The 22,124-nt window shown below is 73.2% G+C and carries 23 protein-coding genes; 13 read left to right on the top strand and 10 right to left on the bottom strand.

Annotation, left to right across the window (positions count from 1 at the left end):
* Window positions 1-99: 99 nt before the first annotated feature.
* The gene (gene deoC, locus DY240_RS18345) at window positions 100-1,047 is read left to right on the top strand and encodes a deoxyribose-phosphate aldolase (RefSeq protein ID WP_119661306.1); all 948 of its coding nucleotides are present in this window, start codon (window positions 100-102) and stop codon (window positions 1,045-1,047) included.
* Between the two features lie 15 nt (window positions 1,048-1,062).
* On the opposite strand, the gene DY240_RS18350 is transcribed toward deoC, so the two are convergent.
* Window positions 1,063-2,586, bottom strand: a complete 1,524-nt coding sequence (locus DY240_RS18350) for a sialidase family protein (protein WP_119661288.1) — start codon at window positions 2,584-2,586, stop codon at window positions 1,063-1,065.
* 150 nt (window positions 2,587-2,736) lie between these two features.
* Here DY240_RS18350 and DY240_RS18355 point away from each other — a divergent pair, with 150 nt between their 5' ends.
* Both DY240_RS18355 and DY240_RS18360 read left to right on the top strand, forming a co-directional pair.
* Window positions 2,737-4,179, top strand: coding sequence for an aldehyde dehydrogenase family protein (locus tag DY240_RS18355; RefSeq protein WP_119661289.1), 1,443 nt, complete (start codon window positions 2,737-2,739; stop codon window positions 4,177-4,179).
* The gene (locus DY240_RS18360; protein ID WP_199701729.1) at window positions 4,179-5,051 is read left to right on the top strand and encodes an aldehyde dehydrogenase family protein; all 873 of its coding nucleotides are present in this window, start codon (window positions 4,179-4,181) and stop codon (window positions 5,049-5,051) included. The genes DY240_RS18355 and DY240_RS18360 overlap by 1 nt, the downstream gene beginning before the upstream one ends.
* 4 nt (window positions 5,052-5,055) lie before the next feature.
* Here the strand turns inward: DY240_RS18360 and DY240_RS18365 are convergent, their stop codons facing one another.
* Together DY240_RS18365 and DY240_RS18370 are read right to left on the bottom strand one after the other, a co-directional pair.
* A complete protein-coding gene (locus tag DY240_RS18365; RefSeq protein ID WP_119661290.1) occupies window positions 5,056-6,246 on the bottom strand; it encodes an HAAS signaling domain-containing protein in 1,191 nt (396 codons plus the stop codon).
* Window positions 6,243-6,578 carry a PadR family transcriptional regulator gene (locus DY240_RS18370; RefSeq protein WP_046768923.1) on the bottom strand — a complete coding sequence of 112 codons (336 nt, stop codon included), beginning with the start codon at window positions 6,576-6,578 and terminating at the stop codon, window positions 6,243-6,245. The genes DY240_RS18365 and DY240_RS18370 overlap by 4 nt, the downstream gene beginning before the upstream one ends.
* Window positions 6,579-6,684: 106 nt before the next feature.
* Between DY240_RS18370 and DY240_RS18375 the strand changes: the two genes are divergently transcribed.
* Complete coding sequence (locus DY240_RS18375; protein WP_119661291.1) at window positions 6,685-7,806, top strand: CapA family protein; 1,122 nt, start codon at window positions 6,685-6,687, stop codon at window positions 7,804-7,806.
* On the opposite strand, the gene DY240_RS18380 is transcribed toward DY240_RS18375, so the two are convergent.
* From DY240_RS18380 to DY240_RS18395, 4 genes are read right to left on the bottom strand one after another with little or no spacing between them, the layout of a single operon-like run.
* Entirely contained in the window at window positions 7,790-10,000 is a 2,211-nt protein-coding gene (locus DY240_RS18380; protein ID WP_119661292.1) for a heavy metal translocating P-type ATPase, read from the bottom strand. The two genes, DY240_RS18375 and DY240_RS18380, sit on opposite strands and share 17 nt — an antisense overlap.
* Window positions 9,997-10,965 (bottom strand): hypothetical protein, encoded by a 969-nt coding sequence (locus tag DY240_RS18385; protein ID WP_119661293.1) that lies wholly within the window; start codon window positions 10,963-10,965, stop codon window positions 9,997-9,999. Before DY240_RS18385 ends, DY240_RS18380 begins: the two co-directional genes overlap by 4 nt.
* Window positions 10,966-10,987: 22 nt before the next feature.
* A complete protein-coding gene (locus DY240_RS18390) occupies window positions 10,988-11,197 on the bottom strand; it encodes a heavy-metal-associated domain-containing protein (RefSeq protein ID WP_119661294.1) in 210 nt (69 codons plus the stop codon).
* 49 nt (window positions 11,198-11,246) lie between these two features.
* Window positions 11,247-11,558, bottom strand: coding sequence for a metal-sensitive transcriptional regulator (locus DY240_RS18395; protein WP_119661295.1), 312 nt, complete (start codon window positions 11,556-11,558; stop codon window positions 11,247-11,249).
* Between the two features lie 193 nt (window positions 11,559-11,751).
* On the opposite strand from DY240_RS18395, the gene DY240_RS18400 reads away from it, so the two are divergent.
* The 3 genes from DY240_RS18400 to DY240_RS18410 all read left to right on the top strand — a co-directional run bounded on the left by DY240_RS18400 (window position 11,752) and on the right by DY240_RS18410 (window position 13,257).
* Window positions 11,752-12,330 (top strand): dihydrofolate reductase family protein, encoded by a 579-nt coding sequence (locus DY240_RS18400; protein WP_119661308.1) that lies wholly within the window; start codon window positions 11,752-11,754, stop codon window positions 12,328-12,330.
* Between the two features lie 40 nt (window positions 12,331-12,370).
* The gene (locus DY240_RS18405) at window positions 12,371-12,973 is read left to right on the top strand and encodes a uridine kinase family protein (protein ID WP_119661296.1); all 603 of its coding nucleotides are present in this window, start codon (window positions 12,371-12,373) and stop codon (window positions 12,971-12,973) included.
* A 71-nt stretch (window positions 12,974-13,044) separates the two neighbouring features.
* Entirely contained in the window at window positions 13,045-13,257 is a 213-nt protein-coding gene (locus tag DY240_RS18410; RefSeq protein ID WP_119661297.1) for a PspC domain-containing protein, read from the top strand.
* Here DY240_RS18410 and DY240_RS18415 read toward each other — a convergent pair.
* Window positions 13,238-14,380, bottom strand: a complete 1,143-nt coding sequence (locus tag DY240_RS18415) for an adenosine deaminase (protein WP_119661298.1) — start codon at window positions 14,378-14,380, stop codon at window positions 13,238-13,240. The genes DY240_RS18410 and DY240_RS18415 overlap by 20 nt on opposite strands.
* Before the next feature lie 73 nt (window positions 14,381-14,453).
* On the opposite strand from DY240_RS18415, the gene DY240_RS18420 reads away from it, so the two are divergent.
* The 3 genes from DY240_RS18420 to pta are packed head-to-tail and all read left to right on the top strand — an operon-like array spanning window position 14,454 to window position 17,583.
* On the top strand, window positions 14,454-14,975 hold the full coding sequence (locus tag DY240_RS18420) for a hypothetical protein (protein WP_119661299.1): 522 nt from the start codon (window positions 14,454-14,456) through the stop codon (window positions 14,973-14,975).
* Window positions 14,975-15,463, top strand: coding sequence for a DUF421 domain-containing protein (locus DY240_RS18425; RefSeq protein WP_119661300.1), 489 nt, complete (start codon window positions 14,975-14,977; stop codon window positions 15,461-15,463). Before DY240_RS18420 ends, DY240_RS18425 begins: the two co-directional genes overlap by 1 nt.
* 53 nt (window positions 15,464-15,516) lie before the next feature.
* On the top strand, window positions 15,517-17,583 hold the full coding sequence (pta, locus tag DY240_RS18430; RefSeq protein WP_119661301.1) for a phosphate acetyltransferase: 2,067 nt from the start codon (window positions 15,517-15,519) through the stop codon (window positions 17,581-17,583).
* Window positions 17,584-17,588: 5 nt separating this feature from the next.
* Here pta and DY240_RS18435 read toward each other — a convergent pair whose 3' ends face one another.
* Window positions 17,589-18,554 (bottom strand): LLM class flavin-dependent oxidoreductase, encoded by a 966-nt coding sequence (locus DY240_RS18435; protein ID WP_233552792.1) that lies wholly within the window; start codon window positions 18,552-18,554, stop codon window positions 17,589-17,591.
* Between the two features lie 84 nt (window positions 18,555-18,638).
* Here DY240_RS18435 and DY240_RS18440 point away from each other — a divergent pair, with 84 nt between their 5' ends.
* The 3 genes from DY240_RS18440 to DY240_RS18450 all read left to right on the top strand — a co-directional run bounded on the left by DY240_RS18440 (window position 18,639) and on the right by DY240_RS18450 (window position 21,159).
* Window positions 18,639-19,787, top strand: a complete 1,149-nt coding sequence (locus tag DY240_RS18440) for an acetate/propionate family kinase (protein WP_119661302.1) — start codon at window positions 18,639-18,641, stop codon at window positions 19,785-19,787.
* A 93-nt stretch (window positions 19,788-19,880) separates the two neighbouring features.
* Entirely contained in the window at window positions 19,881-20,279 is a 399-nt protein-coding gene (locus DY240_RS18445; protein ID WP_119661303.1) for a peptidase inhibitor family I36 protein, read from the top strand.
* Between the two features lie 13 nt (window positions 20,280-20,292).
* Window positions 20,293-21,159, top strand: a complete 867-nt coding sequence (locus tag DY240_RS18450; RefSeq protein WP_147375388.1) for a hypothetical protein — start codon at window positions 20,293-20,295, stop codon at window positions 21,157-21,159.
* Here the strand turns inward: DY240_RS18450 and DY240_RS32115 are convergent.
* Window positions 21,156-22,124, bottom strand: a 969-nt coding sequence (locus tag DY240_RS32115; RefSeq protein WP_158602901.1) for a hypothetical protein, incomplete at its 5' end; no start/stop codon positions are given. The two genes, DY240_RS18450 and DY240_RS32115, sit on opposite strands and share 4 nt — an antisense overlap.

Here is a 22,124-nt window from a genome sequence, read left to right on the forward strand (position 1 = left end):
AACACTCGACGACGCCACAGCGCACTCGGCGGCCTCCCACCGATCAGCCGCCTGCCACCAACGTGATGGCCGGGTACACCTAGACTCGACGGCGTGACCATGCTCGACGACGCGCGCCTGTCCGACATCGCCTCCTCCGAGGCGTCGCTGCGCCGCTTCCTGCACGGCCTGCCGGGTGTCGACCAGACCGGCGCCGAGGCTCGGGCGGCCACGCTGGCCACGCGGTCCATCAAGACCACGGCCAAGCAGTTCGCCATCGACCTCGCCATCTCGATGATCGACCTCACCACGCTGGAGGGCCAGGACACCCCCGGCAAGGTGCGGGCGCTGTGCGCGAAGGCGCTGCGCCCCGACCCCTCCGACCGCACCGTCCCCAGGGTCGCGGCGGTGTGCGTCTACCCCGACCTCGTCGCGACGGCGAAGGAGGCGCTCGGCCCGGACAGCCCGGTCAAGGTCGCCAGCGTGGCGACGGGGTTCCCGTCCGGGCGCACCAGCCTGGCGGTCAAGGAGGCCGACACCCGCGAGGCGGTCGCGGCCGGCGCCGACGAGGTCGACATGGTCATCGACCGCGGCGCGTTCCTCGCCGGCCGCTACGGCGAGGTGTTCGACGAGATCGTCGCGGTCAAGCAGGCCGCCGGCGACGCCCACCTCAAGGTCATCCTCGAGACCGGCGAGCTGGCCACCTACGACAACGTCCGGCGGGCGTCCTGGCTGGCCATGCTGGCCGGCGGCGACTTCATCAAGACCAGCACCGGCAAGGTGTCGCCGGCCGCGACGCTGCCCGTCACGCTGGTCATGCTCGAGGCCGTCCGCGACTTCCGCGAGGCCACCGGCCGCCAGGTCGGCGTCAAGCCGGCCGGCGGCATCCGCACCAGCAAGGACGCCATCAAGTACCTCGTCCTGGTCAACGAGACCGCCGGCGACGACTGGCTCGACCCCGACTGGTTCCGGCTCGGCGCGTCCAGCCTGCTCAACGACCTGCTCATGCAGCGGCAGAAGCTCGCCACCGGTCGTTACGCGGGCCCCGACTACTTCACGCTGGACTGACGGCCCCCCGATCGATTAGCCGGCGGTGCGGAAGAACGTGCTGGCCGGGTCGGTGCCGTGCGACTGCGAGAAGAACGCCGCGAAGTCCGTCCCGATGTTCGACAGGCCCTCGTAGTCGCCGGTGAAGAACCCCAGCGCGAACGGCGCCAGCCGCATGTCGAACGGCGCGTTCGTGAGCCGGACCTCGTTGCCCCAGTTCGCCGCGGCGGCGCAGGTCGCCGGCGTCGTCGGGTGGCAGTGCACCAGCCAGTAGTCGGTCGGCAGCGTCGCGGGCGACGGCGTGTTGTTGCGGAAGTCGTAATACGTCACGCCGATCGTCCCGTCGTCGGCCACGTGCACCGACGGCGTGAACGCCTGCTGGTTGCCCGGCGGCACGGTCCCCGGCGTGGCGTTGACCTTGATCGGCTGCGACCACGTCAGCCCGCCGTCCAGCGACTGCGAGAACGCGATGCTGTCGAACCGCCCGCCGCTGAAGCGGGCGTCCTGCCACACGGCGTAGAGGGCGCCGGTCGTGCGGTCGACCGCGATGTCGGGGATGATGTCGCCGGTGCGGACGGGGTCGCCGGTGTCCGGGTCGGTGATCTCGATGGTGCCCAGGCGGCTGACGAAGATCCGCTCGGACCACGTGACGCCCTGGTCCTCGGAGATCATGACGGCGACGTTGTTGCCGCGCCGGCCGCCGCGGTTGTCGTTGCGGATCTCGTTGAAGATGTTCACCAGCGTGCCGTCGGGCTGCACCACGATCTGGTTGCCGATGGTCTGGTCGCGCATCCCGGGGTCGTAGATCTCCTTCGGCGCCTCCCAGGTCTCGCCGCCGTCGGTGCTGCGGGCGAACCAGAACGGGCCCGTGAACGCCTGGGTGACGAAGCCGGCGATCACGCTGGCGCGCTCGCTGCCGGGGAACACCAGCCGGTCCCAGACCGCGTAGACCAGGTCGGGGTCGGTGGGGTCGGCGGTGATGGACTGCTTGTCGTTGAAGACGTTCGCGTCCAGGTCGCGGATCACCTCGACCGGGTCGCTCCACGTCAGGCCGCCGTCGTCGGACCAGCTGGCCAGCAGCGCGTGGTCGAAGTCGCGCGGCTCGAACGGCGGGGCGATGTCGTTGAACGACAGCGCCAGCTGGTGCAGCCGGCCGTCGGGCCCGAAGGACACCCACGGGTCGGTCGCCCGGTCGTACGTCCCGCCGGAGCACAGCGTGATGCCGGGGATGGGCACCTGCGTCCAGGTGCCGCCGCCGTCCTGGCTGACCCCGGCGACGAGGCCGCGCGCGCCGCCGTTGTCCCAGCGGTCGGCCTGCCAGATCCCGACGACGTTGCCGGCGTCGGTGGGGTTCACGTCGAGCCACGGCTCGACCTCGCTGTTGAGGTACACCGTCCCGGACTGGTCCTCGACGGCGTCCGCGGTGCAGTCCAGGAACGGACTCGTGCCGGACACCTGGACCAGCGGGCCGGTGGTCAGCGGCCCGGCGATCGCCGGGATCGCGCCGGCCACGATGAGTGAGGCGCCCGCGATGAACGTGACGGCTCGCCGACTGGGCATGACGATCGCCCCCCGAGGTCGATTCACACGTTCCCCGACGCTGGCACCGCGACCCTGCCCGCGCAAGCACCGGTACGGACAAACGGCCACGGCCCGGAGCGCCTACGCTGGGTACGTGCAGGCCGACCGAGTGACCGTGGACTGATCGCCATGACGAAGTTCGAGTACGCCCCCGCGCCGGAGTCGCGGGCCATCGTCGACATCAGGAGCTCCTACGGCCTGTTCGTCAACGGCGAGTTCGTCGACCCCGTCGACGGGTCGATGTTCAAGTCGGTCAACCCGGCCACCGAGGAGGTGCTGGCCGAGATCTCCGCGGCCGGCGCCGAGGACGTCGACAGAGCCGTCCAGGCGGCCCGCCGGGCCTACGAGCGCACGTGGTCGAAGCTGTCCGGGCGCGACCGCGGCAAGTACCTGTTCCGCATCGCCCGGATCATCCAGGAGCGCGCCCGCGAGCTGGCCGTCCTCGAGTCGATCGACAACGGCAAGCCCATCCGCGAGTCGCGCGACGTCGACATCCCGCTGGTCGCGGCGCACTTCTTCTACTACGCCGGGTGGGCCGACAAGCTGGCGTGGGCCGGCGCCGGCCCCGATCCGAGGCCGTACGGCGTCGCCGGCCAGGTCATCCCGTGGAACTTCCCGCTGCTCATGCTGGCGTGGAAGATCGCGCCGGCGCTGGCCGCCGGGAACGCCGTCGTGCTCAAGCCGGCCGAGACCACGCCCCTGACCGCGCTGCTGTTCGCGGAGATCTGCCAGCAGGCCGACCTCCCGCCGGGTGTCGTCAACATCGTCACCGGCGCCGGCGACACCGGCCGCGCGCTGGTCGAGCACCCGGGGGTCGACAAGGTCGCGTTCACCGGGTCCACCGAGGTCGGCAAGCAGATCGCCCGCAGCGTCGCCGGCACCACGAAGAAGGCGACGCTCGAGCTGGGCGGCAAGGCCGCGAACATCGTGTTCGACGACGCGCCGATCGACCAGGCGGTCGAGGGCATCGTCAACGGCATCTTCTTCAACCAGGGGCACGTGTGCTGCGCCGGCTCGCGGCTGCTGGTGCAGGAGTCGGTGTACGACGACGTCCTGGGCCGGCTGAAGCGGCGGCTGGGCACGCTGCGCGTCGGTGACCCGCTGGACAAGAACACCGACATCGGCGCCATCAACTCCGCCGACCAGCTGGCCCGCATCCGCGAGCTGTCCGAGGTCGGCGAGGCCGAGGGCGCCGAGCGCTGGTCGCCGGAGTGCGAGCTGCCCGAGCGCGGCTTCTGGTTCCCGCCGACGGTGTTCACCGGCGTCAGCCAGGCCCACCGCATCGCCCGCGAGGAGATCTTCGGCCCCGTGCTGTCGGTGCTGACGTTCCGCACCCCGGCCGAGGCGGTCGAGAAGGCCAACAACACGCCGTACGGGCTGTCCGCCGGCGTGTGGACCGACAAGGGTTCGCGCATCCTGTCGATCGCGCAGCAGCTGCGGGCCGGCGTCGTCTGGGCCAACACGTTCAACCGGTTCGACCCCACGTCGCCGTTCGGCGGCTACAAGGAGTCCGGCTACGGCCGCGAGGGCGGCCGGCACGGTCTGCTGGCATACCTGAAGGGCGAGCACTGATGGCCGAGCGGCTGGCTGTGAAGAAGACCTACAAGCTGTACGTCGGCGGGAAGTTCCCCCGCTCGGAGTCCGGCCGGTCCTACGAGGTCACCGACGCCAAGGGCAGGTTCCTCGCCAACGCGGCCTGGGCCTCGCGCAAGGACGCCCGCGACGCCGTCGTGGCGGCTCGCAAGGCGGTGCCCGGCTGGTCCGGCGCGACGGCGTACAACCGCGGCCAGGTGCTCTACCGCGTCGCCGAGGTCATGGAGGGCCGGCACGCCCAGTTCGTCGACGAGGTCGCCGCCGGCGAGGGACTGTCCCGTGCGAAGGCGACGGCGGTCGTCGACGAGTCCATCGACCGCTGGGTCTGGTACGCCGGGTGGGCCGACAAGATCGCCCAGGTGGTCGGGTCGAGCAACCCGGTCGCCGGGCCGTACTTCGACTTCTCCGTGCCCGAGCCCACCGGCGTCGTGGCCGTGCTGGCGCCGCAGCGCTCGTCGCTGCTGGGGCTGGTATCGGTGCTGGCGCCGGTCGTCGTCGGCGGCAACACGGCGGTGCTGCTGGCCTCGGCCGAGCGGCCGCTGCCGGCCATCACCCTGTCCGAGGTTCTCGCGACGTCCGACGTGCCGGGCGGCGTGGTGAACGTCCTGACCGGCCGCCTGGCCGACACCGCGCCGGTCCTGGCCGCGCACATGGACGTCAACGCCGTCGACCTCGCCGGCGCGGCGGGCGACGCCGATCACGCCCGCGAGCTGGAGCTGGCGGCCGCCGACAACCTCAAGCGGGTCGTGCGCGCGCCCGAGACCGAGCCCGACTGGCTGGCCGAGCCCGGCCTCGAGCGCATCACCGCCTACCTCGAGACGAAGACCGTCTGGCACCCGGTCGGCGTCTGATCCGTCACTCGAGCGGGTCCGGCGGGCCGGCCGGGGTGCCCGGGAGCTGCGTCCCGAACGGCGCCTCGAGCCGCGGCGGCTGGCAGCTGCCGTCCGACGACACCTCGACCGTCAGCCGCGGGTAGACGTGCTCGCCCCACGGGTTCGCGGCGACGAACGACTGGTCGAAGGCGCCCTCGTAGCACTCCTCGAACCAGCCGAGGTCGATCGGGTGGCCGTCCTGGTCGTAGAGCCGGACGTTCTCCAGCAGCGTGCCGTCGGCGCCGTAGGCGAAGATGTTGGTCACCGGCGTGCCGTTCACGTCGTAGAACTGCGGGCCGCTGTCCCAGTCCATCGGGCCGGTGTAGTCGTAGCCGCCGTCGACGTACCGCACGCCGTCCCATGAGGCGTTCGCCGCCACGACGCCGGCCATCGCCAGGCCGCCGATGGCCAGCCCGGCGTTGGCAAGCTGGACCGCGAGCAGCCGCGAGCCGCGGACCTCGCCCGCCGCCGTCCGCCGGCCCAGCCACACCGACCCGACCATCGCGAGCAGGAACACCGCGGCGCTGAACGGGGCGCTGCGGAAGACGGCGAACGTGATCAGCGCCAGCGCGGCGGCCCGCGCGATCCACCAGGCCGGCCGCAGCGACGTGACCAGCTCGATGGCCGGCCGGCCCCACGGCATGCCGCGCACCCACTCCTCCACCTGTGCCAGCAGCGGCGCGGTCGGCACGCGGCGCAGCTCGGCGACGGGGTCGTCGCGGCCGGTCACCAGCAGCAGCGCGGCGGCCAGGGCGAGCACGGCGGCGACGATCGCCGGGACGCCGAAGAACGCGGGCGCGCCGCTCAGCCCGAACAGCGTGTCGACGAACGCGGCCGCACCCAGGCCGACCGCGGCCCAGCCGAAGAACGCGACCAGGAACCGCAGCAGCCGCCGCCCGAACCCGGTCCGCACGGGTGCGGGCTCGGGCGTCGGCTCCGGCAGCCCGGCCGCGGCGCGCAGCTCGGCCGCATACGCCGCCGGCGCGCCGAGGCGGTCGATCAGGACGCCGACGGTGACGTCGTCGCCGTACTCGGCGGCGACGTGGTCGAGGTGGTCGCGGACGTCCTCGGCGATCTCGGCCAGCTCGTCCGCCGGCAGATCGCCGAGCTCCTCACGGACCGCCGCGACATACGTCGCGACGGCCGGGTGGGCGGTGGCCCGGGTGGTGCTCACGCTGCCTCCTTCGTGGCGTGGTCGACCAGCTCCGTCAGCACCCCGGCGAACTCGCGCCACGTCTTCGCCGAGCGTCGCAGCAGGTCGCGGCCGGTGCCGTTGAGGCTGTAATACTTGCGGTGCGGGCCCTCCTCCGAGGGCACGACGTACGTGGTCAGGGCGCCGGCGTGGTAGAGCCGCCGCAGCGTCCCGTACACCGACGCGTCGCCGACCTCCGTCAGACCGGCCGCGCGCAGCCGCCGCACGACGTCGTAGCCGTAGCCGTCCTCCTCGCGCAGCACCGCGAGCACGGCGAGGTCGAGCACACCCTTGAGGAGCTGACTGGTGTCCATGGCGCACTATTATGCACTGCGCACTACCGCGTATCGCACGCCACGCCGAGCTCAGCGTCCGCTCCCATGATCATCGGAGCAGGGGTGGGCGGCGTAGGGTCGGGGTATGCATCGGCGCGGTGTGGTCGCCGCGGCGCTGGCGGTGGCGGTCCTGGTGACGGGGTGTGCGTCCGGCTCCGGCGGCGACGGCCTCCCGGCGGCGGACAGCCCACCGGCCGGCCCGACGCCGTCGCCCAGCCCGACGCCGTCGCCCACGCCGACGCCCACGCCGACACCGGACCCCGTCACGCTCGCGTTCGCCGGCGACATCCACTTCGAGGGCGCCCTGCGCGCCCGCCTGGACGACCCCGCCACCGCGCTCGCCCCAGTCGCCGCACAGCTGGGCGCCGCCGACCTCACCGTCGTCAACCTGGAGACGTCGGTCGGGAACAGCGGCACGCCCGAGCCGGGCAAGCGCTTCACCTTCCAGGCCCCGCCCACGGCGCTCACCGCGCTTCAAGCCGCGGGCGTCGACGTCGTCACGATGGCGAACAACCACGCGATGGACTTCGGCCCCGACGGCCTGGCCGACACGCTCGCCGCCCGGACCAGTGCACCCGGCCTCGACGTCGTCGGCGTCGGAGCCGACCTCGCGGAGGCGTTCGCCCCGGCGATCCGGGACGTCGGCGGCACGGCGGTCGCGGTCATCGGGGCGAACGTGCCGGACGATCCCGGCGCTGACCCGACCGCCCACTGGGCCGCCACCGGCACCACCGCCGGCGTCGCGACGGCGCTCGACCCCGCCCCGCTGCTGGACGCCATCGCCCGAGCGCGGACGCAGGCGGGTGCCGACGTCGTCGTGGTCTACCTGCACTGGGGCGTGCAGGGCGAGAGCTGCCCGAGCCCGTCGCAGACCGCCCTGGCCGCCACCCTCGCCGGCCACGCCGACGTCGTCGTCGGCAGCCACACCCACCGGCTGCAGGGCACCGGCCTGGCCCCGGCCACGGACACCTACGTGGCCTACGGCCTGGGCAACTTCGTCTGGTACACGCAGGGCTCCGCGGCGACGTCGACGACCGGCCTGCTCACGCTCACGGTCGAGGACGGGACGGTGACGGCGGAGAGCTGGGCGCCCGCGCGCATCGGCGCCGACGGGCTCCCGGTGTTCGCGACGGGCGACGCGGCCGGCGCGATGACCGCCGGCCGCGCCGCCCTGCGCGAATGCACCGACCTCAGGCCGCTGCCCTGAACCGGCGCAGCCGCAGACTGTTCGACACCACGAACACCGACGAGAACGCCATCGCCGCACCCGCCAGCATCGGGTTGAGCAGCCCGGCCGCGGCCAGCGGCAGCGCCACGACGTTGTAGCCGAACGCCCAGAACAGGTTGCCCTTGATCGTCGAGAGCGTGCGGCGGGCCAGCCGGATCGCGTCGGCCGCCGCGTTGAGGTCGCCGCGGACCAGCGTGAGGTCGGACGCCTCGATGGCGACGTCGGTGCCGGTGCCCATCGCCAGTCCGAGGTCGGCCTGCGCCAGCGCCGCCGCGTCGTTGACGCCGTCGCCGACCATCGCCACGACGCGACCCTCCGACTGCAGCCGCTTCACGACGTCGACCTTGTCGGCCGGCAGCACCTCGGCCACCACCTCGTCGATGCCGACCTCGCGGGCCACCGACCGCGCGGTGGCCTCGTTGTCGCCGGTCAGCAGGATCGGCGTCAGCCCCAGCCCGCGCAGCCGCGCGATGGCGGCGGTGGACGTCGGCTTGACGGCGTCGGCGACCACCAGCACGCCGCGTGCTGCGCCGTCCCACGCGACGGCGACGGCGGTGCGGCCCGCAGCCTCGGCCCGCTCCATGGCGACGACCAGCGACGGCGGCAGCGCGACCGACCACTCGGCGAGCAGCCTCGGCCGGCCGGCCAGCACGCCGTGACCGTCGACGACGCCCTGGACGCCCAGACCCTCGACGTTGCGGAAGTCCTCGACGGCCCGCAGCGCACCGACCCGCGACCGGGCGCCGTCGGCGACGGCCTTGGCGATCGGGTGCTCCGAGGCGTCCTCGAGCGCGCCGGCCAGCCGCAGCACGTCGTCCTCGGACTCGCCGTCGGCCGCGACGACCTCGACCAGCGTCATGGTACCGGTGGTGACCGTGCCGGTCTTGTCCAGCACGACGGTGTCGACGCGGCGGGTCGACTCCAGCACCTGCGGTCCCTTGATGATGATGCCCAGCTGTGCACCGCGGCCGGTGCCGACCAGCAGCGCCGTCGGCGTGGCCAGGCCCAGGGCGCACGGGCAGGCGATGATCAGCACGGCGACCCCGGCCGCGAACGCCGCGGCCGCACCGCCGCCGGTGCCCAGCCAGAAGCCCAGCGTGGCGACGGCCAGCCCGATGACGATCGGCACGAAGATGCCGGAGACGCGGTCGGCCAGCCGCTGGACCTCGGCCTTGCCGTTCTGCGCGTCCTCGACCAGCTTGGCCAGCTGCGCGAGCTGGGTATCGGCGCCGACCCGGGTCGCCCGCACGACCAGCCGGCCGTGCGCGTTGACGGTGGCGCCCGCCACCTCGTCGCCCGGTCCGACCTCGACCGGCACGGACTCGCCGGTGAGCATCGACCGGTCGACGGCCGACGCGCCCTCGGTGACGACGCCGTCAGTGGCGATCTTCTCCCCCGGCCGGACGACGAACAGGTCGCCGACCCCGAGGTCGCCGGCCGGGACCCGCCGCTCGACGCCGTCGCGTAGGACGGAGACCTCCTTGGCGCCCAGCTCGAGCAGCGCCCGCAGCGCCGCACCGGCCCGCCGCTTCGACCGGGCCTCGAAGTACCGCCCGGCCAGGATGAACGTCGTGACGCCCGCGGCGACCTCGAGGTAGATCTCGCCGGAGCCGCCGCCGCGCGAGATGGTGAGCTCGAACGGGTGCGTCATGCCCGGCATGCCGGCGGTGCCCCAGAACAGCGCGTACACCGACCAGCCGAGCGCGGCCAGCGTGCCCATCGAGATGAGGGTGTCCATGGTGGCGGCGCCGTGCCGCAGGTTGGTCCAGGCCGCCTTGTGGAACGGGAACCCGGCGCCGAGCACGACCGGCGCGGCCAGCGTCAGCGACAGCCACTGCCAGTAGTCGAACTGCCAGGCCGGCACCATGGCCAGCACGATGACCGGCACGCTGAGCGCGGCGGAGAGGATCAGCCGGTCGCGCAGCGTGCGCACGGGGTCGGCGGCGGCCTCGGCCCGCGGTTCCGGCTGCGGCACTCGCGCCGTGTACCCGGCGGACTCGACCGCCTCGACCAGCTGGGCGGTGCTCACGCCGTCGGCGAAGGTGACCCGCGCCTTCTCCGTCGCGTAGTTGACGGTGGCGGTGACGCCGTCGAGCTTGTTCAGCTTCCGCTCGACGCGGTTGGCGCAGGACGCGCAGGTCATGCCGCCGATCTCGAGGTCGACGGTGCTCATCGGTCCTCCTCGTGCGCGTCGTCCTCGGCGGTGACGGTGAACTCCGCGGTGCGCACGACGCCGTCGTGCTCGAAGTCGAAGAACAGCCGGTAGTCGGCCACGGACGCGGCGGTGGCGAAGAACGAGACGTCCGGGCCGGACGGCGTGACCCCGTCGCCGGGCTCGCCCTCGGGGTGGACGTGCAGGTAGGCGAGGTCGCCGTCGCGCAGCGCGACCAGGTGGCCGTAGGCGCCGAGGTAGGGCTCGAGGTCGGTCACCGGGACGCCGTCGCGGCTGACGGACAGCGTGAGCTTGGACTCCTCGCCCGGGTGCAGCTCGCCGTCGAGCGTGACGGTGTAGCCGTCGACCTGTGCGGTCGTGCCGGCCGCGGGCAGCGGCGCCGGCTGGTAGTCGCCGGGGACGGACAGGTCGGTGCCGAGCGTCACCGCCTCGCCGTGGGTCGAGAAGTCGGCGAACAGCTTCCACTCGCCGGGCGTGAGGTCGAGCGGGACCGACCAGGTGCCGTCGGCGGCCCGGACGGGGTGGACGTGCTGGTAGCCGGTGAGGTCGCGTCGGACGGCGATGAGGTGCAGCTCCTGCTCGTGCTCGACGTCGAACTCGGTGACGACGCCGTCGGGGCCGTCGATGACGAACGACACGGGCCGGTCCGCGCCGGCCGGCAAGGTGTCGGCCGTCAGCGCGAACGTGTAACCGTGGTCGGAGACCATCAGGCCGCCGGGCAGGTGCGCGGCGTCGCCGGCCTCCTCGCCGTGACCGCCGTCCTCCTCGGCGTGGCCGCCGTCCTCCTCGGGGGAACCGGCGGCCTCGTCGTCGTGACCGGCCATGCCGGACTCCTCGGACTCGGCCGTGGCCGACGCGGTGTCGTCCTCGCCGATCGGGCCGACGACGCGGCCGGCCCCGGCCGCCAGGCCGAACGCGCCGGCGAGGCACAGCGCGTAGACGCCGAGCTTGGCCGGCGCGTTCATGGCACTACCTCCGTGGGTGGGATCAAGAACCGGCGAGCTGGTAGCCGGCCTCTTCGACCGCTGCCTTGACGTCGTCGGCGTTCAGCGGCGCGGCGCTGGTGACGTCGACGTTGCCGGTGGCGAGGTCGACGTCGACCTGGCTGACGCCCTCGATGCCGCCGAGCTCCTCGCGGACCGAGGCGGCGCAGTGGTCGCAGGTCATGCCGACGACGGTGTAGGTGGACGTGGTCATAGCGGTGCCTTCCCTGGTGCCTGGAACGGTGGTGCGTGGACGTCGCGAGTCAGGACCGGACGAGCCGGGCGATGGCGTCGGAGGCCTCCTTGACCTTCACGTCGGCCTCGGGACCGCCCTGGCGAGCGGCCTCGACGACGCAGTGGGCCAGGTGCTCCTCGAGCAGCCCGAGGGCCACCGACTCCAGCGCCTTCGTCATGGCCGAGACCTGCGTGAGGATGTCGATGCAGTACTTCTCCTCGGCGACCATGCGCTGCAGCCCACGCGCCTGACCCTCGATGCGGGTGAGCCGCTTGAGGTAGTCGTCCTTGCGGTGGATGTAGCCGTGGTGGCCGTGGTCGGCACCCGGTGTCTCGGTCATGTGTCCTCCTCGCGTCGACGCCGATCCTTCCCTTACACGGTACCCCGGTGCGGTATCGGCGTCTGCACTCATTCATACATTACCCCCCTAGGGTATGTCCAGCCGTCCCGCGAATGCCCGGTGAAGCCGAGCTGAAGCGCCCCCGTGGTTGGCTGGGCCCGAAACCGCTCCGAACGAGAACGTGGAGGTCACCATGGCGGTGGCGGTACTGGACATGTCAGTGTCGGTCGACGGGTACGTCGCGGGCCCGAACGACGGACCGGACAACCCCGGCGGCGACGACTTCGTCCTGCACGACTGGGGGCTCGGGCCGGACGGGTCGCTCCTCGAGACGGGACCGGCCGGCGAGCTGCTCGGCCAGATCCGCGCGGCCGGTGCCGTCGTGTCGGGCCGGCGCACCGCGGAGCAGGCGGGCCACTGGGGCGGCGTCCACCACGGCGACGGGGTACCGGTCTTCGTGCTGAGCAGCCGCCCGCCCGCGCCGTCCGTCCCCGACTACCCGCTGATCACCTACGTGACCGATGGCATCGAGAGCGCGATGGCCCGGGCGAAGGCCGCGGCCGGCGACAAGACCGTCCACGTGATCGGCGGCGTCACGGCGCGCCGGGCGCTCGAGGCCGGGGTGCTGGACGAACTGCAGCTGCACATCGTCCCGGTGCTGTACGGCGCCGGCGTCCGGCTGTTCGACGTGCTGCCGTCGCGGGTGCGGCTGGAGATCGTCCGGGTGATCGACACGCCGGAGGCCACCCACGTCCGCTACCGCATCACGTGACGCGGCCGCACCCGCGCCGGCCGTGAGAGACTGTGCCTTCGTGCACCGTGTCGTCCTTCTCGCCGGCCCGTCGGGCAGCGGCAAGTCCCGGCTGGCCCGCGAGAGCGGCCTGCCGGTGCTGAACCTCGACCACTTCTACCGCGACGGCGACGACCCGGGCATGCCGCGCCATCCCGAGCTCGGCATCGTCGACTGGGACGACCCGCGGGCCTGGGACGCCGAGCGCGCCGTCGACACGCTGGTCCAGGTGTGCCGCACCGGCCGTGCCCAGATCCCGGTCTACGACATCGCGCACGACCGCACCGTCGGCACCGAACTGTTCACCGTCGGCACCGCACCGGTGTTCGTCGCCGAGGGCCTGTTCGCCGCCGAGATCGTCGACGAGTGCCGGGCCCGCGGCATCCTGGCCGACGCCATCGTGCTGCACCGCAAACCGTGGAAGAACTTCGTGCGCCGGCTCGCCCGCGACCTCGCCGAGCACCGCAAGCCGCCGCTGACGCTGCTGCGGCGAGGCCGCGCGCTGATGCGGGCCGAGCGGGCGATCGTCGAGCGGCAGCGCGGGCTCGGCGCCCGGCCGGCCGACGCGCACGAGGTCCGCGACGCTTTGCGGGTCGCCGCCGGCGCGCCCTCCGGGAAGCCCTGACCTGCGGGCTCCGGGTCGGACCATCCGCGAGACGGACGTCGCGGGCGCACCCGCGGACCTACCGTTGAGGTATGAGCACAAGCAGCTACTACCCCGAGGCCCGCGGCGGCCTGGTCCGCCCGACCGGCAACCGCATGATCGCCGGCGTCTGCGCCGGCCTGGCCAAGCGGTTCGGCATGAAGACCCGCACGGTGCGGCTCCTGTTCCTGCTGTCCTGCCTGCTGCCCGGCCCGCAGATCCTGGTCTACCTGGCGCTCTGGATCATCATGCCGACCGAGGACTGAGCCGTTCCGCCGTCCCGGCGGCCCGGACGCGGTCGAACGCCCGCTGGGCGCCCAGCGCGGCGTAGCCGGGCTTGACGACGTCGTTGATCAGCGCCAGCCGCTGGTCGAACGGGATGAACGCGCTCTTCAGCGCGTTGACCGTGAACCACTCGAAGTCAGGCAGGTCGTAGCCGAAGGCGTCGGCCAGCAGGGCGAACTCGCGGGACATCGACGTCCCGCTCATCAGCCGGTTGTCGGTGTTGACGGTGACCCGGAACCGCAGCCGCGCGAGCAGGCCGATCGGGTGCTCGGCGATGGAGCCCGCCGCACCGGTCTGGATGTTCGACGACGGGCACAGCTCCAGCGGGATGCGCTTGTCGCGGACGTACGCCGCCAGCCGGCCCAGCTTGACGGTGCCGTCGGGCCGCACCTCGACGTCGTCGATGATGCGCACGCCGTGACCCAGGCGGTCGGCGCCGCACCACTGCAGCGCCTCCCAGATCGACGGCAGCCCGAACGCCTCGCCGGCGTGGATGGTGAAGTGCGCGTTCTCGCGGCGCAGGTACTCGAACGCGTCGAGGTGGCGGGTGGGCGGGAAGCCCGCCTCGGCGCCGGCGATGTCGAAGCCGACCACGCCCGCTTCGCGGTAGCGGACCGCCAGCTCGGCGATCTCGCGCGAACGGGCGGCGTGCCGCATGGCCGTCAGCAGCGTCGCGACGCGGATCGGCCGGCCCGCCGCGGCCGCCCGCGTCTCGCCCAGCCGGAAGCCCTGCTCGACCGCCGCGACGACCTCGTCCAGCGACAGGCTGCCGTTCAGGTGCTGCTCCGGCGCGTAGCGCACCTCGGCGTAGACGACGCCGTCGGCGGCGAGGTCCTCGGCGCACTCGGCGGCCACGCGCACCAGCGCGTCGGGGGTCTGCATGACCGCGACCGTGTGCTCGAACGTCGTCAGGTACCGCTCCAGCGAGCCGGAGTCGGCGGCGTCGGTGAACCACAGCCGCAGGCTCTGCTCGTCGGCCGCCGGCAGCTCATGCCCGATCTCCGCGGCCAGTTCCAGCACGGTGGCCGGTCGCAGCCCGCCGTCGAGGTGGTCGTGCAGGAGGACCTTCGGCGCGGCCAGGATCTCGGCGTCGGTCGGTGGCATGGTCCGACGCTACTCCCGGCGAGCGCGGCGCGCCGAGCCGCCGCCGGCGCCGTCGTCCCGGTAGAACAGTGCCGTGCCCGAGCACATCGCGACGCTGCCCACCAGCCGGGACGCCGCCGCGTCGCGGCGCGGCCGGAACCTGCGCCGCGTCGGCATCGTCCTGATGTGCCTGCTCGTCCTCGCGGCGCTGACCGGGCTGCTCGGCCCGCGCGCCGCCGTCACGTCCGCCGCCGGCGGCGGCTACGAGCTCACCGTCCGGCACGCCCAGGTCACCCGCCCGAGCATCCCCATGCCGCTGGAGATCACCGTGCGGCGCGACGGCGGCTTCGACGGGCCCGTGACGCTGTCGATCGGCAAGGACCTGCTCGACCGCGCCGACTTCAACGACTGGTACCCCAACCCCGACGGTGAGACCTCCGGGCCGGACCGCCTCGAGTACGAGTTCGCGCCGCCGGCCGGCGAGGTGCTGCACGTCATGCTCGACGCACGGACGGCGCCCGGCCAGCTGCCCAGCTCGCAGCGGTACGCCGTCGCGGTCGTCGACCAGGACGTCGTGATGGTGGAGACCGACTTCCGGATGACGGTGCTGCCCTGATGGACATCGTCATCCGCGCCGCGATCGTCTTCGTCCTGCTGTGGGTCGTCCTGCGCGTCTCCGGCCGGCGGCAGGTCAGCCAGCTCACGGCGTTCGACCTGATCCTGCTCGTGACGCTCGGCGACCTGATCAGCCAGACCGTCCTCCAGGAGGACCTGTCGCTGACCGGCGGCGCCCTCGCGGTGGCGACGTTCGCCCTGCTGTCGATCCTGCTGTCCTGGGTGAGCTGGCGGTTCCGGCGCAGCCGCCGGCTGCTGGAGGGCGAGCCGACCATCCTCATCAAGGACGGCAGGGTCGACGACGAAGTGCTGCGCTACGAGCGGCTGCCGATCCAGGACCTCCTCGAGGCCGCCCGCGAGCACGGCGTCCGCGACCTCACCGAGATCGACCTCATGATCCTGGAGCCCGACGGCGCGTTCTCGGTCTTCACCCGGTCCGGCCGGCAGGACGAGGAGGAGCAGCCGGCCAAGGGCACGCCGGCCACGTGACGCGCCGGGCCGGCCGCCGCCCCATGCTCACCTTCGCGATATAGCCTCTCCGAGTGGCTCGCAGCGTCTACGTGGCATCGGTGACGGGCGAGACCGGGAAGTCGACGGTCGCGCTCGGTGCGCTGGAGGCGCTCACCCGCCGGTTGGGCCGGGTCGGCGTGTTCCGTCCCGTGGTCCGGGCCGGCGCCCAGCCCGACTACGTGCTGGAGCTGCTGCTCGATCACGACGGCGTCGACCTGCCCTACGACGTGTGCGCGGGCGTCACCTACGAGGACGTGCACGCCGACCCCGACGCCGCGATGAGCACCATCCTCAGCCGGTACCGCGCCGTGGCCGCGCAGTGCGAGGCGGTCGTGGTGGTCGGCAGCGACTACACCGACGTCGACAGCCCGACGGAGTTCTCCTTCAACGCGCGGGTGGCGGCCAACCTCGGCGCGCCCGTGGTGCTGGTGCTCAACGGCCACGACCGCTCGCCCGCCGACCTGCGCGCCGTCGCCGAGCTGGCCACCGCGGAGCTGGCCGCGAACTACGGCACGCTGGCCGCGTTGGTGGCCAACCGCGTGCCGCCCGAGGCGCTGGACGAGGCGCGCACGGCGCTGAGCGGGCTCGGCCCGGCGTACGCGCTGCCCGAGGAGCCGCTGCTGTCCGCGCCGACCATGAGCGACCTCGTCGCGGCCGGCGGGGGCGAGCTGTTCCGGGGCGACCCGTCGCGGCTGGGGCGCGAGGTCGGCGGGCTGGTCGTCGCCGGCATGACGCTGCCGAACGTGCTCGACCGGCTGTTCGACGACGCCGTCGTCATCACCCCGGCCGACCGCAGCGACGTGTTGCTCGGCGTGCTGGCGGCGCACGCGTCGAAGACGTCGCCGACGCTGGCGGGCGTGGTGCTCAACGGCGGGTTCGAGCTGCCGCCGCAGATCGTCCGGCTGATGGACGGCCTCGACGTCGGGCTGCCGATCGCGACGGCGCCGGGCGACACCTTCGCCACGGCGACCGCGCTGGCCGCCGTGCGGGGACGGCTGACCTACGACGCGACCCGCAAGGTGCAGACCGCGCTGGCGCTGTTCGACCGGCACGTCGACGCCGGCGACCTGCTCGACCGCCTCGACGTCACGCGCAGCGCCGTCGTCACACCGCTGATGTTCGAGCACGACCTCGTCGACAGCGCCCGTGCGCAGCGCCGGCACATCGTCCTGCCCGAGGGCACCGAGGAACGGATCCTCCGCGCCGCCGACACCGTCCTGCGCCGCGGCATCGCCGACCTCACCCTGCTCGGGCCGCCGGCCGACGTCGCGGCCGCCGCCGACCGCATCGGCGTCGACATCGGCGCCGCGAAGGTCGTCGACCCGCGGGAGAGCGAGCTGCGCGGCCGGTTCGCGCACGAGTACGCCCGGCTGCGCGCGCACCGCGGCGTCACCCAGGAGGCCGCCTGGGACACCGTCGCCGACGTCTCCTACTTCGGCACGATGATGGTGCAGCTCGGCCTCGCCGACGGCATGGTGTCCGGCGCCGCGCACACGACGGCGCACACCATCAGGCCGGCATTCGAGGTGATCAAGACGCTGCCCGGGGTCTCGATCGTGTCCAGCGTGTTCTTCATGTGCCTGCGCGACCGTGTGCTGGTCTACGGCGACTGCGCCGTCAACCCCGACCCGACGGCCGAGCAGCTGGCCGACATCGCGATCTCGTCGGCCGAGACCGCGGCGCGGTTCGGCGTCGAGCCGCGCATCGCGATGCTGTCGTACTCGACCGGCTCGTCCGGCACCGGCTCCGAGGTGGACAAGGTGCGTACGGCGACGTCGCTGGTACGCGAACGGCGACCGGAGCTCGAGGTCGAGGGGCCGATCCAGTACGACGCCGCGGTCGACGCCAGCGTGGCCCGCGCCAAGCTGCCCGGCAGCGAGGTGGCCGGCCGCGCGACGGTGTTCGTGTTCCCCGACCTCAACACCGGCAACAACACGTACAAGGCGGTGCAGCGCAGCGCCGGCGCGGTGGCCGTGGGACCCGTCCTGCAGGGCCTGCGCAAACCGGTGAACGACCTGTCCCGCGGCGCGCTGGTCCGCGACATCGTCAACACGATCGCGATCACGGCGATCCAGGCGCAGACGGCGTCGGCGTCGTGACCGCCCTAGCGCTTCGCCAGCTCCACGACGTCGGCCAGCTGCGTGCGCGCGACCTCGACGTCGCGGATGGGGAACATGCCGATGCTCTGCACCCCGGCGTCCTCGAGCGCCTGCAGGTGCGCGGCCGCGTCGTCCAGCGTGCCGACCGGCGCCAGCTCGGTCCACCACTCCGCCGGCATGGTCGCCAGTCCGTCCATGCCCTTCTCGGCGTAGCGCGCCGCGAGGTCGTCGAAGAACGGCAGCGAGGTGTACGGCGTGCGCGGCTGCTGGAGCTGCTGGGCCAGCCACGGTGCCATGGTGCGGTAGGCCTCGGCGCGGTCCTTCTTCACACACAGGACGCCGAAGACCGAGAGGTGGAAGCCGGGGTCGCCGGGGCTGCGGCCGGCCTGCTCGAGCGACCAGCGCACGTAGGACGGGCTGGCCGGCTCGGCCAGCACCAGCCCGCCGGCGACCCGGCCGGCCAGGGCCAGCGACTTCGGCCCGAACACACCGGCCAGCAGCGGCGGCGGGTCGGCCGGCGGCTGCTCGAGCCGGACGGCATCGAGGTCGACATAATGGCCGTGGCTGGTGACCTCCTCGCCCGCGAGCAGCCGCCGCACCGCCACCAGGACCTCTTCCAGCGCTGTCAGGGGCGACACCGGCCGCACGCCCATCTGCGCCATCCACTCCTGCACGCCGTGTCCGATGCCGGGCAGCACCCGGCCGGGGCCGAGCCCGCACAGCGTCGCGATCTCCATGGCCGTGACGGGTGCGGTGCGGGCGACCGCCGGCAGGATGCCGACCCCCACGGTCAGCTGCTCGGTGACCGTCAGCGCCGCGGCCGCCAGGCTCGGGCCGGCGGTGTAGAAGCAGTCCTCGATGACCCAGAGCTGCTGGGCGCCGCCGGCTTCGAGCGCGCGGGCGGCCTCGGTGACGAAGGCGGGCGGGAAGGATCGGTCGAAGCTCATGCCGACCTGCAGGCGGTTGGTCATCAACACTCCTCACGTCTCGGCCCGCGCACGGGTCTTCACAGGCCGCACAGTAACGGCACCCTCCGACAGGAACGGATCCCCTCGATGACCGTGCTCGTGCTCAACTGCGGATCGTCGTCCATCAAGTACCAGCTGATCGATCCGGGCGGCCCGGCCCGGCTGGCCAAGGGCATCGTCGAACGGATCGGCGAGGACGGCGGCGTCGCCGACCACGCCGCCGCGCTCCGTCAGGTCGTCGCCGAGGTCGAGGACGAACGCGGCCCCCTCGACGAGCTGGGGCTGGCCGCCGTCGGGCACCGCATCGTGCACGGCGGCGACCGGTTCGCCGAGCCGACGCTGGTCGACGACGACATCGAGCGGACCATCGAGGAGCTGGCGCCGCTGGCGCCGCTGCACAACCCCCCGGGGCTGACGGCGCTGCGGATGGCGCGGCGCGAGCTGCCCGACGTCCCGCACGTCGCCGTCTTCGACACCGCGTTCCACCAGACGCTGCCGGAGGTCGCGTACACGTACGCCCTCGACCGCCACCTCGCCGCCGAGTACGGCGTGCGCCGCTACGGCTTCCACGGCACGTCGGTGTCGTACGTGAGCCGCGAGGCGGCCCGGCTGCTGGACCGCGACCCGGCCGACACCAACCTCGTCGTCCTGCACCTGGGCAACGGGGCGTCGGCGACGGCGGTGCGCGGCGGCCGCTCCGTCGACACGTCGATGGGGCTGACGCCGCTGGAGGGCCTGGTCATGGGCACCCGCAGCGGCGACGTCGACCCCGGAGCGCTGTTCTACCTGCACCGCGAGGCCGGGCTCTCCGTCGACGAGCTCGACCAGCTGGTGAACCGCTCCAGCGGGCTGCTCGGGCTGGCCGGCGCGAACGACCTGCGTGAGGTGCACCGGCGGGCCCGGGCCGGCGACGCGGCGGCGCAACTGGCGCGGGAGCTGTACTGCTACCGGATCCGGCACTACGTGGGCGCCTACCTCGCGGTGCTCGGCCGGGCGCACGCCATCGTCTTCACCGCCGGCGTCGGCGAGAACGACTCGTGGGTGCGCTCGCACGCGCTGGGCGGGCTGCGCCATCTCGGCGTCGAGGTCGACCACGTCCGCAACTCCTTCGCCGGCAGCCGCGCCCAGGTCATCTCCCCCGACGACGCCGACGTCGCCGTCCTCGTCGTCCCCACCGACGAGGAGCTGGAGATCGCCCGGCAGGCGAGCGAGCTGGTCGCCGCGCGCTCCTCGTGAAGCCGCGCTGAAGCGCCGGTGAAGCACCGGTCCCGCACGCTGGCGTGGACAGGCCGACCGGCCTGTTTACGCCATGGTGAAGGGAACCTCCGGATGAAGAAGATCCGCATGCTCGCTCTGACCGCAGTCGCGGCCACGGCCGCGACCGTCGCCGCCGTCGCCCCCGCGTCAGCCGCCGACCAGGACAACCTCTGCCAGTCGAAGGAGCTCTGCCTCTTCTGGGGCAGCAACTACAGCGGCCAGTACAAGGACTTCTACTGGAACGTCCGCGACTTCGGGAACATCCGCTATCCGTACTACGGCGTGTCCGGCGGCGGAGCCGGCGAGCGGGTGAAGAACAACGCCGCGTCGGCGATCAACTGGGACTACGTGACAGCGCGGGTGTACTACAACGAGAACTGGACCGGCCCGTACGACGATGTGCCGCCGCGGGGACGGCGCAACCTGTACCACACGTGGAACGACAACGCGAGCTTCCGTTTCCTGCCCTGACGGAGTCGTCGCGATGTCCACATCGAGCCGGGCGGTAGCCGCGCTCGTCCCGCTCGCCTTGGCGATGACTCCGGGCGGGCCGCCCGGGAAACTCGCCGGCGCACCGCCGGTGGCGCCGGCTGTCACGGTCGCCGTCGTCACCGACACCACCGACCTCACGCTGCCGGTGACGGCGTACCTGCTGTCCGAGGAGGATCTGCGGCTGCTGGACGAGGCGCACACCGTGGCACTCGAACGGTGCTTCGAGCGCCACGGCGTCGCGCCGCCGGAGCTGCCCAGCCTCGTCCCGTCCGTGCCAGTCACGCACACCGAACGGCGCTACGGGCTGGCCGATCCCGAGCTCGCGGCGGCCAGCGGCTACCACCTGGGCGACGACGACGGCGAGAAGCCGGAGCTCGAGCTGTCGGCGGAGCAGGAGCTGGTGCTGTTCGGGCCGGCGGAGGACGGGATGCCGGTCGCGGACGGCGGCTGCTCCGGCGAGGCGGTGGGCGCCGTCGGCGGCGACCTCGGCAATCCCGAGGCCGCCCAGCGCGTCGACGTCCGCGGCGTGACCCTGGCCATGAAGGACCCACGGGTGCGCGAGGCCTTCGCGGCCTGGTCGGCCTGCATGGCGGCTCACGGCCACGACTACGCCACGCCGTGGGACCCGCCGAACGACCCCCGCTTCACCGGTCCCAGCCCCGGCCCGGGCGAGATCGACGTCGCCGTCGACGACGTCGCCTGCAAGGAGCAGACGAACGTCGTCGGTGTCTGGTACGCCGTCGACGCCGCGCTGCAGACCGTCATGATCGGCCGGGACGCGGACGTGTTCGCCGGCATCGCCGCCGAGCGGGCCGACCGGCTCGACCGCGCCCGGGCGGTGCTGGCGGCGCGTCCCTAGCCCTTGCGGCGGATGCGGTAGCGCAGCACCAGGAACGGCAGCCCGAACAGCGAGAACGCATGGCCGGCCCGCAGCTCGCCGTCGTCGGACGCCCAGACCTGCAGCTCCTCGCCGAACCCCGGCACCGTGAGCGTCGTCAGGTCACCGGTGTCGGGGTCGACGACGGTGAGGTAGTGGCCGGCGTCGACGCGGGTGCCGCGGCTGGTCAGCGTCAGCCCGCCGCCGGGGCGCAGCCGCGGCTCCAGGGTCGCGGTGAAGCTGCCGCCGGGCAGCGGGAAGCCGACGCTGACGTAGCCGCGGCCGTTCCGGCGGTACGTCGTGTAGATGCCGACGTAGATCGGCTCGTCGTCGTCGGCGTACGAGCGGATCCAGCCGCGCACGACGGGGCCGCCGTCGCCCGGGTCGACGGTGTCGATGCGGCTGACGACCCCGCGCTGGGCCTGGCGCTGGTTCATCGGGACGTTGGCCTGGCCGAGCGGGCGGGCAAGCGCCGTCCGGTACAGCAGGTAGCCCGGCCGCACCCAGGCCCGCCACTCGGGCACGATGTCCAGCGCGAACCGGGTGGTGTGCTCGTAGAACTCGCGCACCAGCGGGTCGACGGCGGCCGGGTAGAAGTCGCCGCCGACCAGCTCGTCCAGCGACGCGACGATGCCGACGTCCGGAGCATCGCGGGTGTAGTCGCCGTCGAGCTGGGCCGCGAGGTCGCGCACGAACTCCGTCCCGACGTAGCGGCCCCGAGCCGCGAGCGGCACGACGAACGGCAGGTCGGCCGGAGCGGCCCGCTCCGCCAGCAGCGACACCTGCGGGTCGCGGAACAGCGCGGCCGCGGCGATCCGGTAGGCGACGACGGCGACGGCGGCGGCCCGCGCCGGGGTGCTCCCGGCGACGACCGGGCGCACCGCGAGGCCGACGGCGGGGCCGAGCAGCACCTTCTGCGGCCGGACGCCCAGCCCGCCGGCCACGCC

Source organism: Jiangella rhizosphaerae, assembly GCF_003579925.1.
GTDB lineage: Bacteria > Actinomycetota > Actinomycetes > Jiangellales > Jiangellaceae > Jiangella > Jiangella rhizosphaerae.

Excerpts from the sequence above, each read along its gene's own strand:
- deoC (WP_119661306.1), top strand. The coding sequence starts at position 100 with ATGCTCGACGACGCGCGCCTGTCCGACATCGCCTCCTCCGAGGCGTCG.
- DY240_RS18350 (WP_119661288.1), bottom strand. The coding sequence starts at position 2,586 with ATGCCCAGTCGGCGAGCCGTCACGTTCATCGCGGGCGCCTCACTCATC.
- DY240_RS18355 (WP_119661289.1), top strand. The coding sequence starts at position 2,737 with ATGACGAAGTTCGAGTACGCCCCCGCGCCGGAGTCGCGGGCCATCGTC.
- DY240_RS18360 (WP_199701729.1), top strand. The coding sequence starts at position 4,179 with ATGGCCGAGCGGCTGGCTGTGAAGAAGACCTACAAGCTGTACGTCGGC.
- DY240_RS18370 (WP_046768923.1), bottom strand. The coding sequence starts at position 6,578 with ATGGACACCAGTCAGCTCCTCAAGGGTGTGCTCGACCTCGCCGTGCTC.
- DY240_RS18375 (WP_119661291.1), top strand. The coding sequence starts at position 6,685 with ATGCATCGGCGCGGTGTGGTCGCCGCGGCGCTGGCGGTGGCGGTCCTG.
- DY240_RS18380 (WP_119661292.1), bottom strand. The coding sequence starts at position 10,000 with ATGAGCACCGTCGACCTCGAGATCGGCGGCATGACCTGCGCGTCCTGC.
- DY240_RS18385 (WP_119661293.1), bottom strand. The coding sequence starts at position 10,965 with ATGAACGCGCCGGCCAAGCTCGGCGTCTACGCGCTGTGCCTCGCCGGC.
- DY240_RS18390 (WP_119661294.1), bottom strand. The coding sequence starts at position 11,197 with ATGACCACGTCCACCTACACCGTCGTCGGCATGACCTGCGACCACTGC.
- DY240_RS18395 (WP_119661295.1), bottom strand. The coding sequence starts at position 11,558 with ATGACCGAGACACCGGGTGCCGACCACGGCCACCACGGCTACATCCAC.
- DY240_RS18400 (WP_119661308.1), top strand. The coding sequence starts at position 11,752 with ATGGCGGTGGCGGTACTGGACATGTCAGTGTCGGTCGACGGGTACGTC.
- DY240_RS18410 (WP_119661297.1), top strand. The coding sequence starts at position 13,045 with ATGAGCACAAGCAGCTACTACCCCGAGGCCCGCGGCGGCCTGGTCCGC.
- DY240_RS18415 (WP_119661298.1), bottom strand. The coding sequence starts at position 14,380 with ATGCCACCGACCGACGCCGAGATCCTGGCCGCGCCGAAGGTCCTCCTG.
- DY240_RS18425 (WP_119661300.1), top strand. The coding sequence starts at position 14,975 with ATGGACATCGTCATCCGCGCCGCGATCGTCTTCGTCCTGCTGTGGGTC.
- DY240_RS18435 (WP_233552792.1), bottom strand. The coding sequence starts at position 18,554 with ATGACCAACCGCCTGCAGGTCGGCATGAGCTTCGACCGATCCTTCCCG.
- DY240_RS18440 (WP_119661302.1), top strand. The coding sequence starts at position 18,639 with ATGACCGTGCTCGTGCTCAACTGCGGATCGTCGTCCATCAAGTACCAG.
- DY240_RS18445 (WP_119661303.1), top strand. The coding sequence starts at position 19,881 with ATGAAGAAGATCCGCATGCTCGCTCTGACCGCAGTCGCGGCCACGGCC.
- DY240_RS18450 (WP_147375388.1), top strand. The coding sequence starts at position 20,293 with ATGTCCACATCGAGCCGGGCGGTAGCCGCGCTCGTCCCGCTCGCCTTG.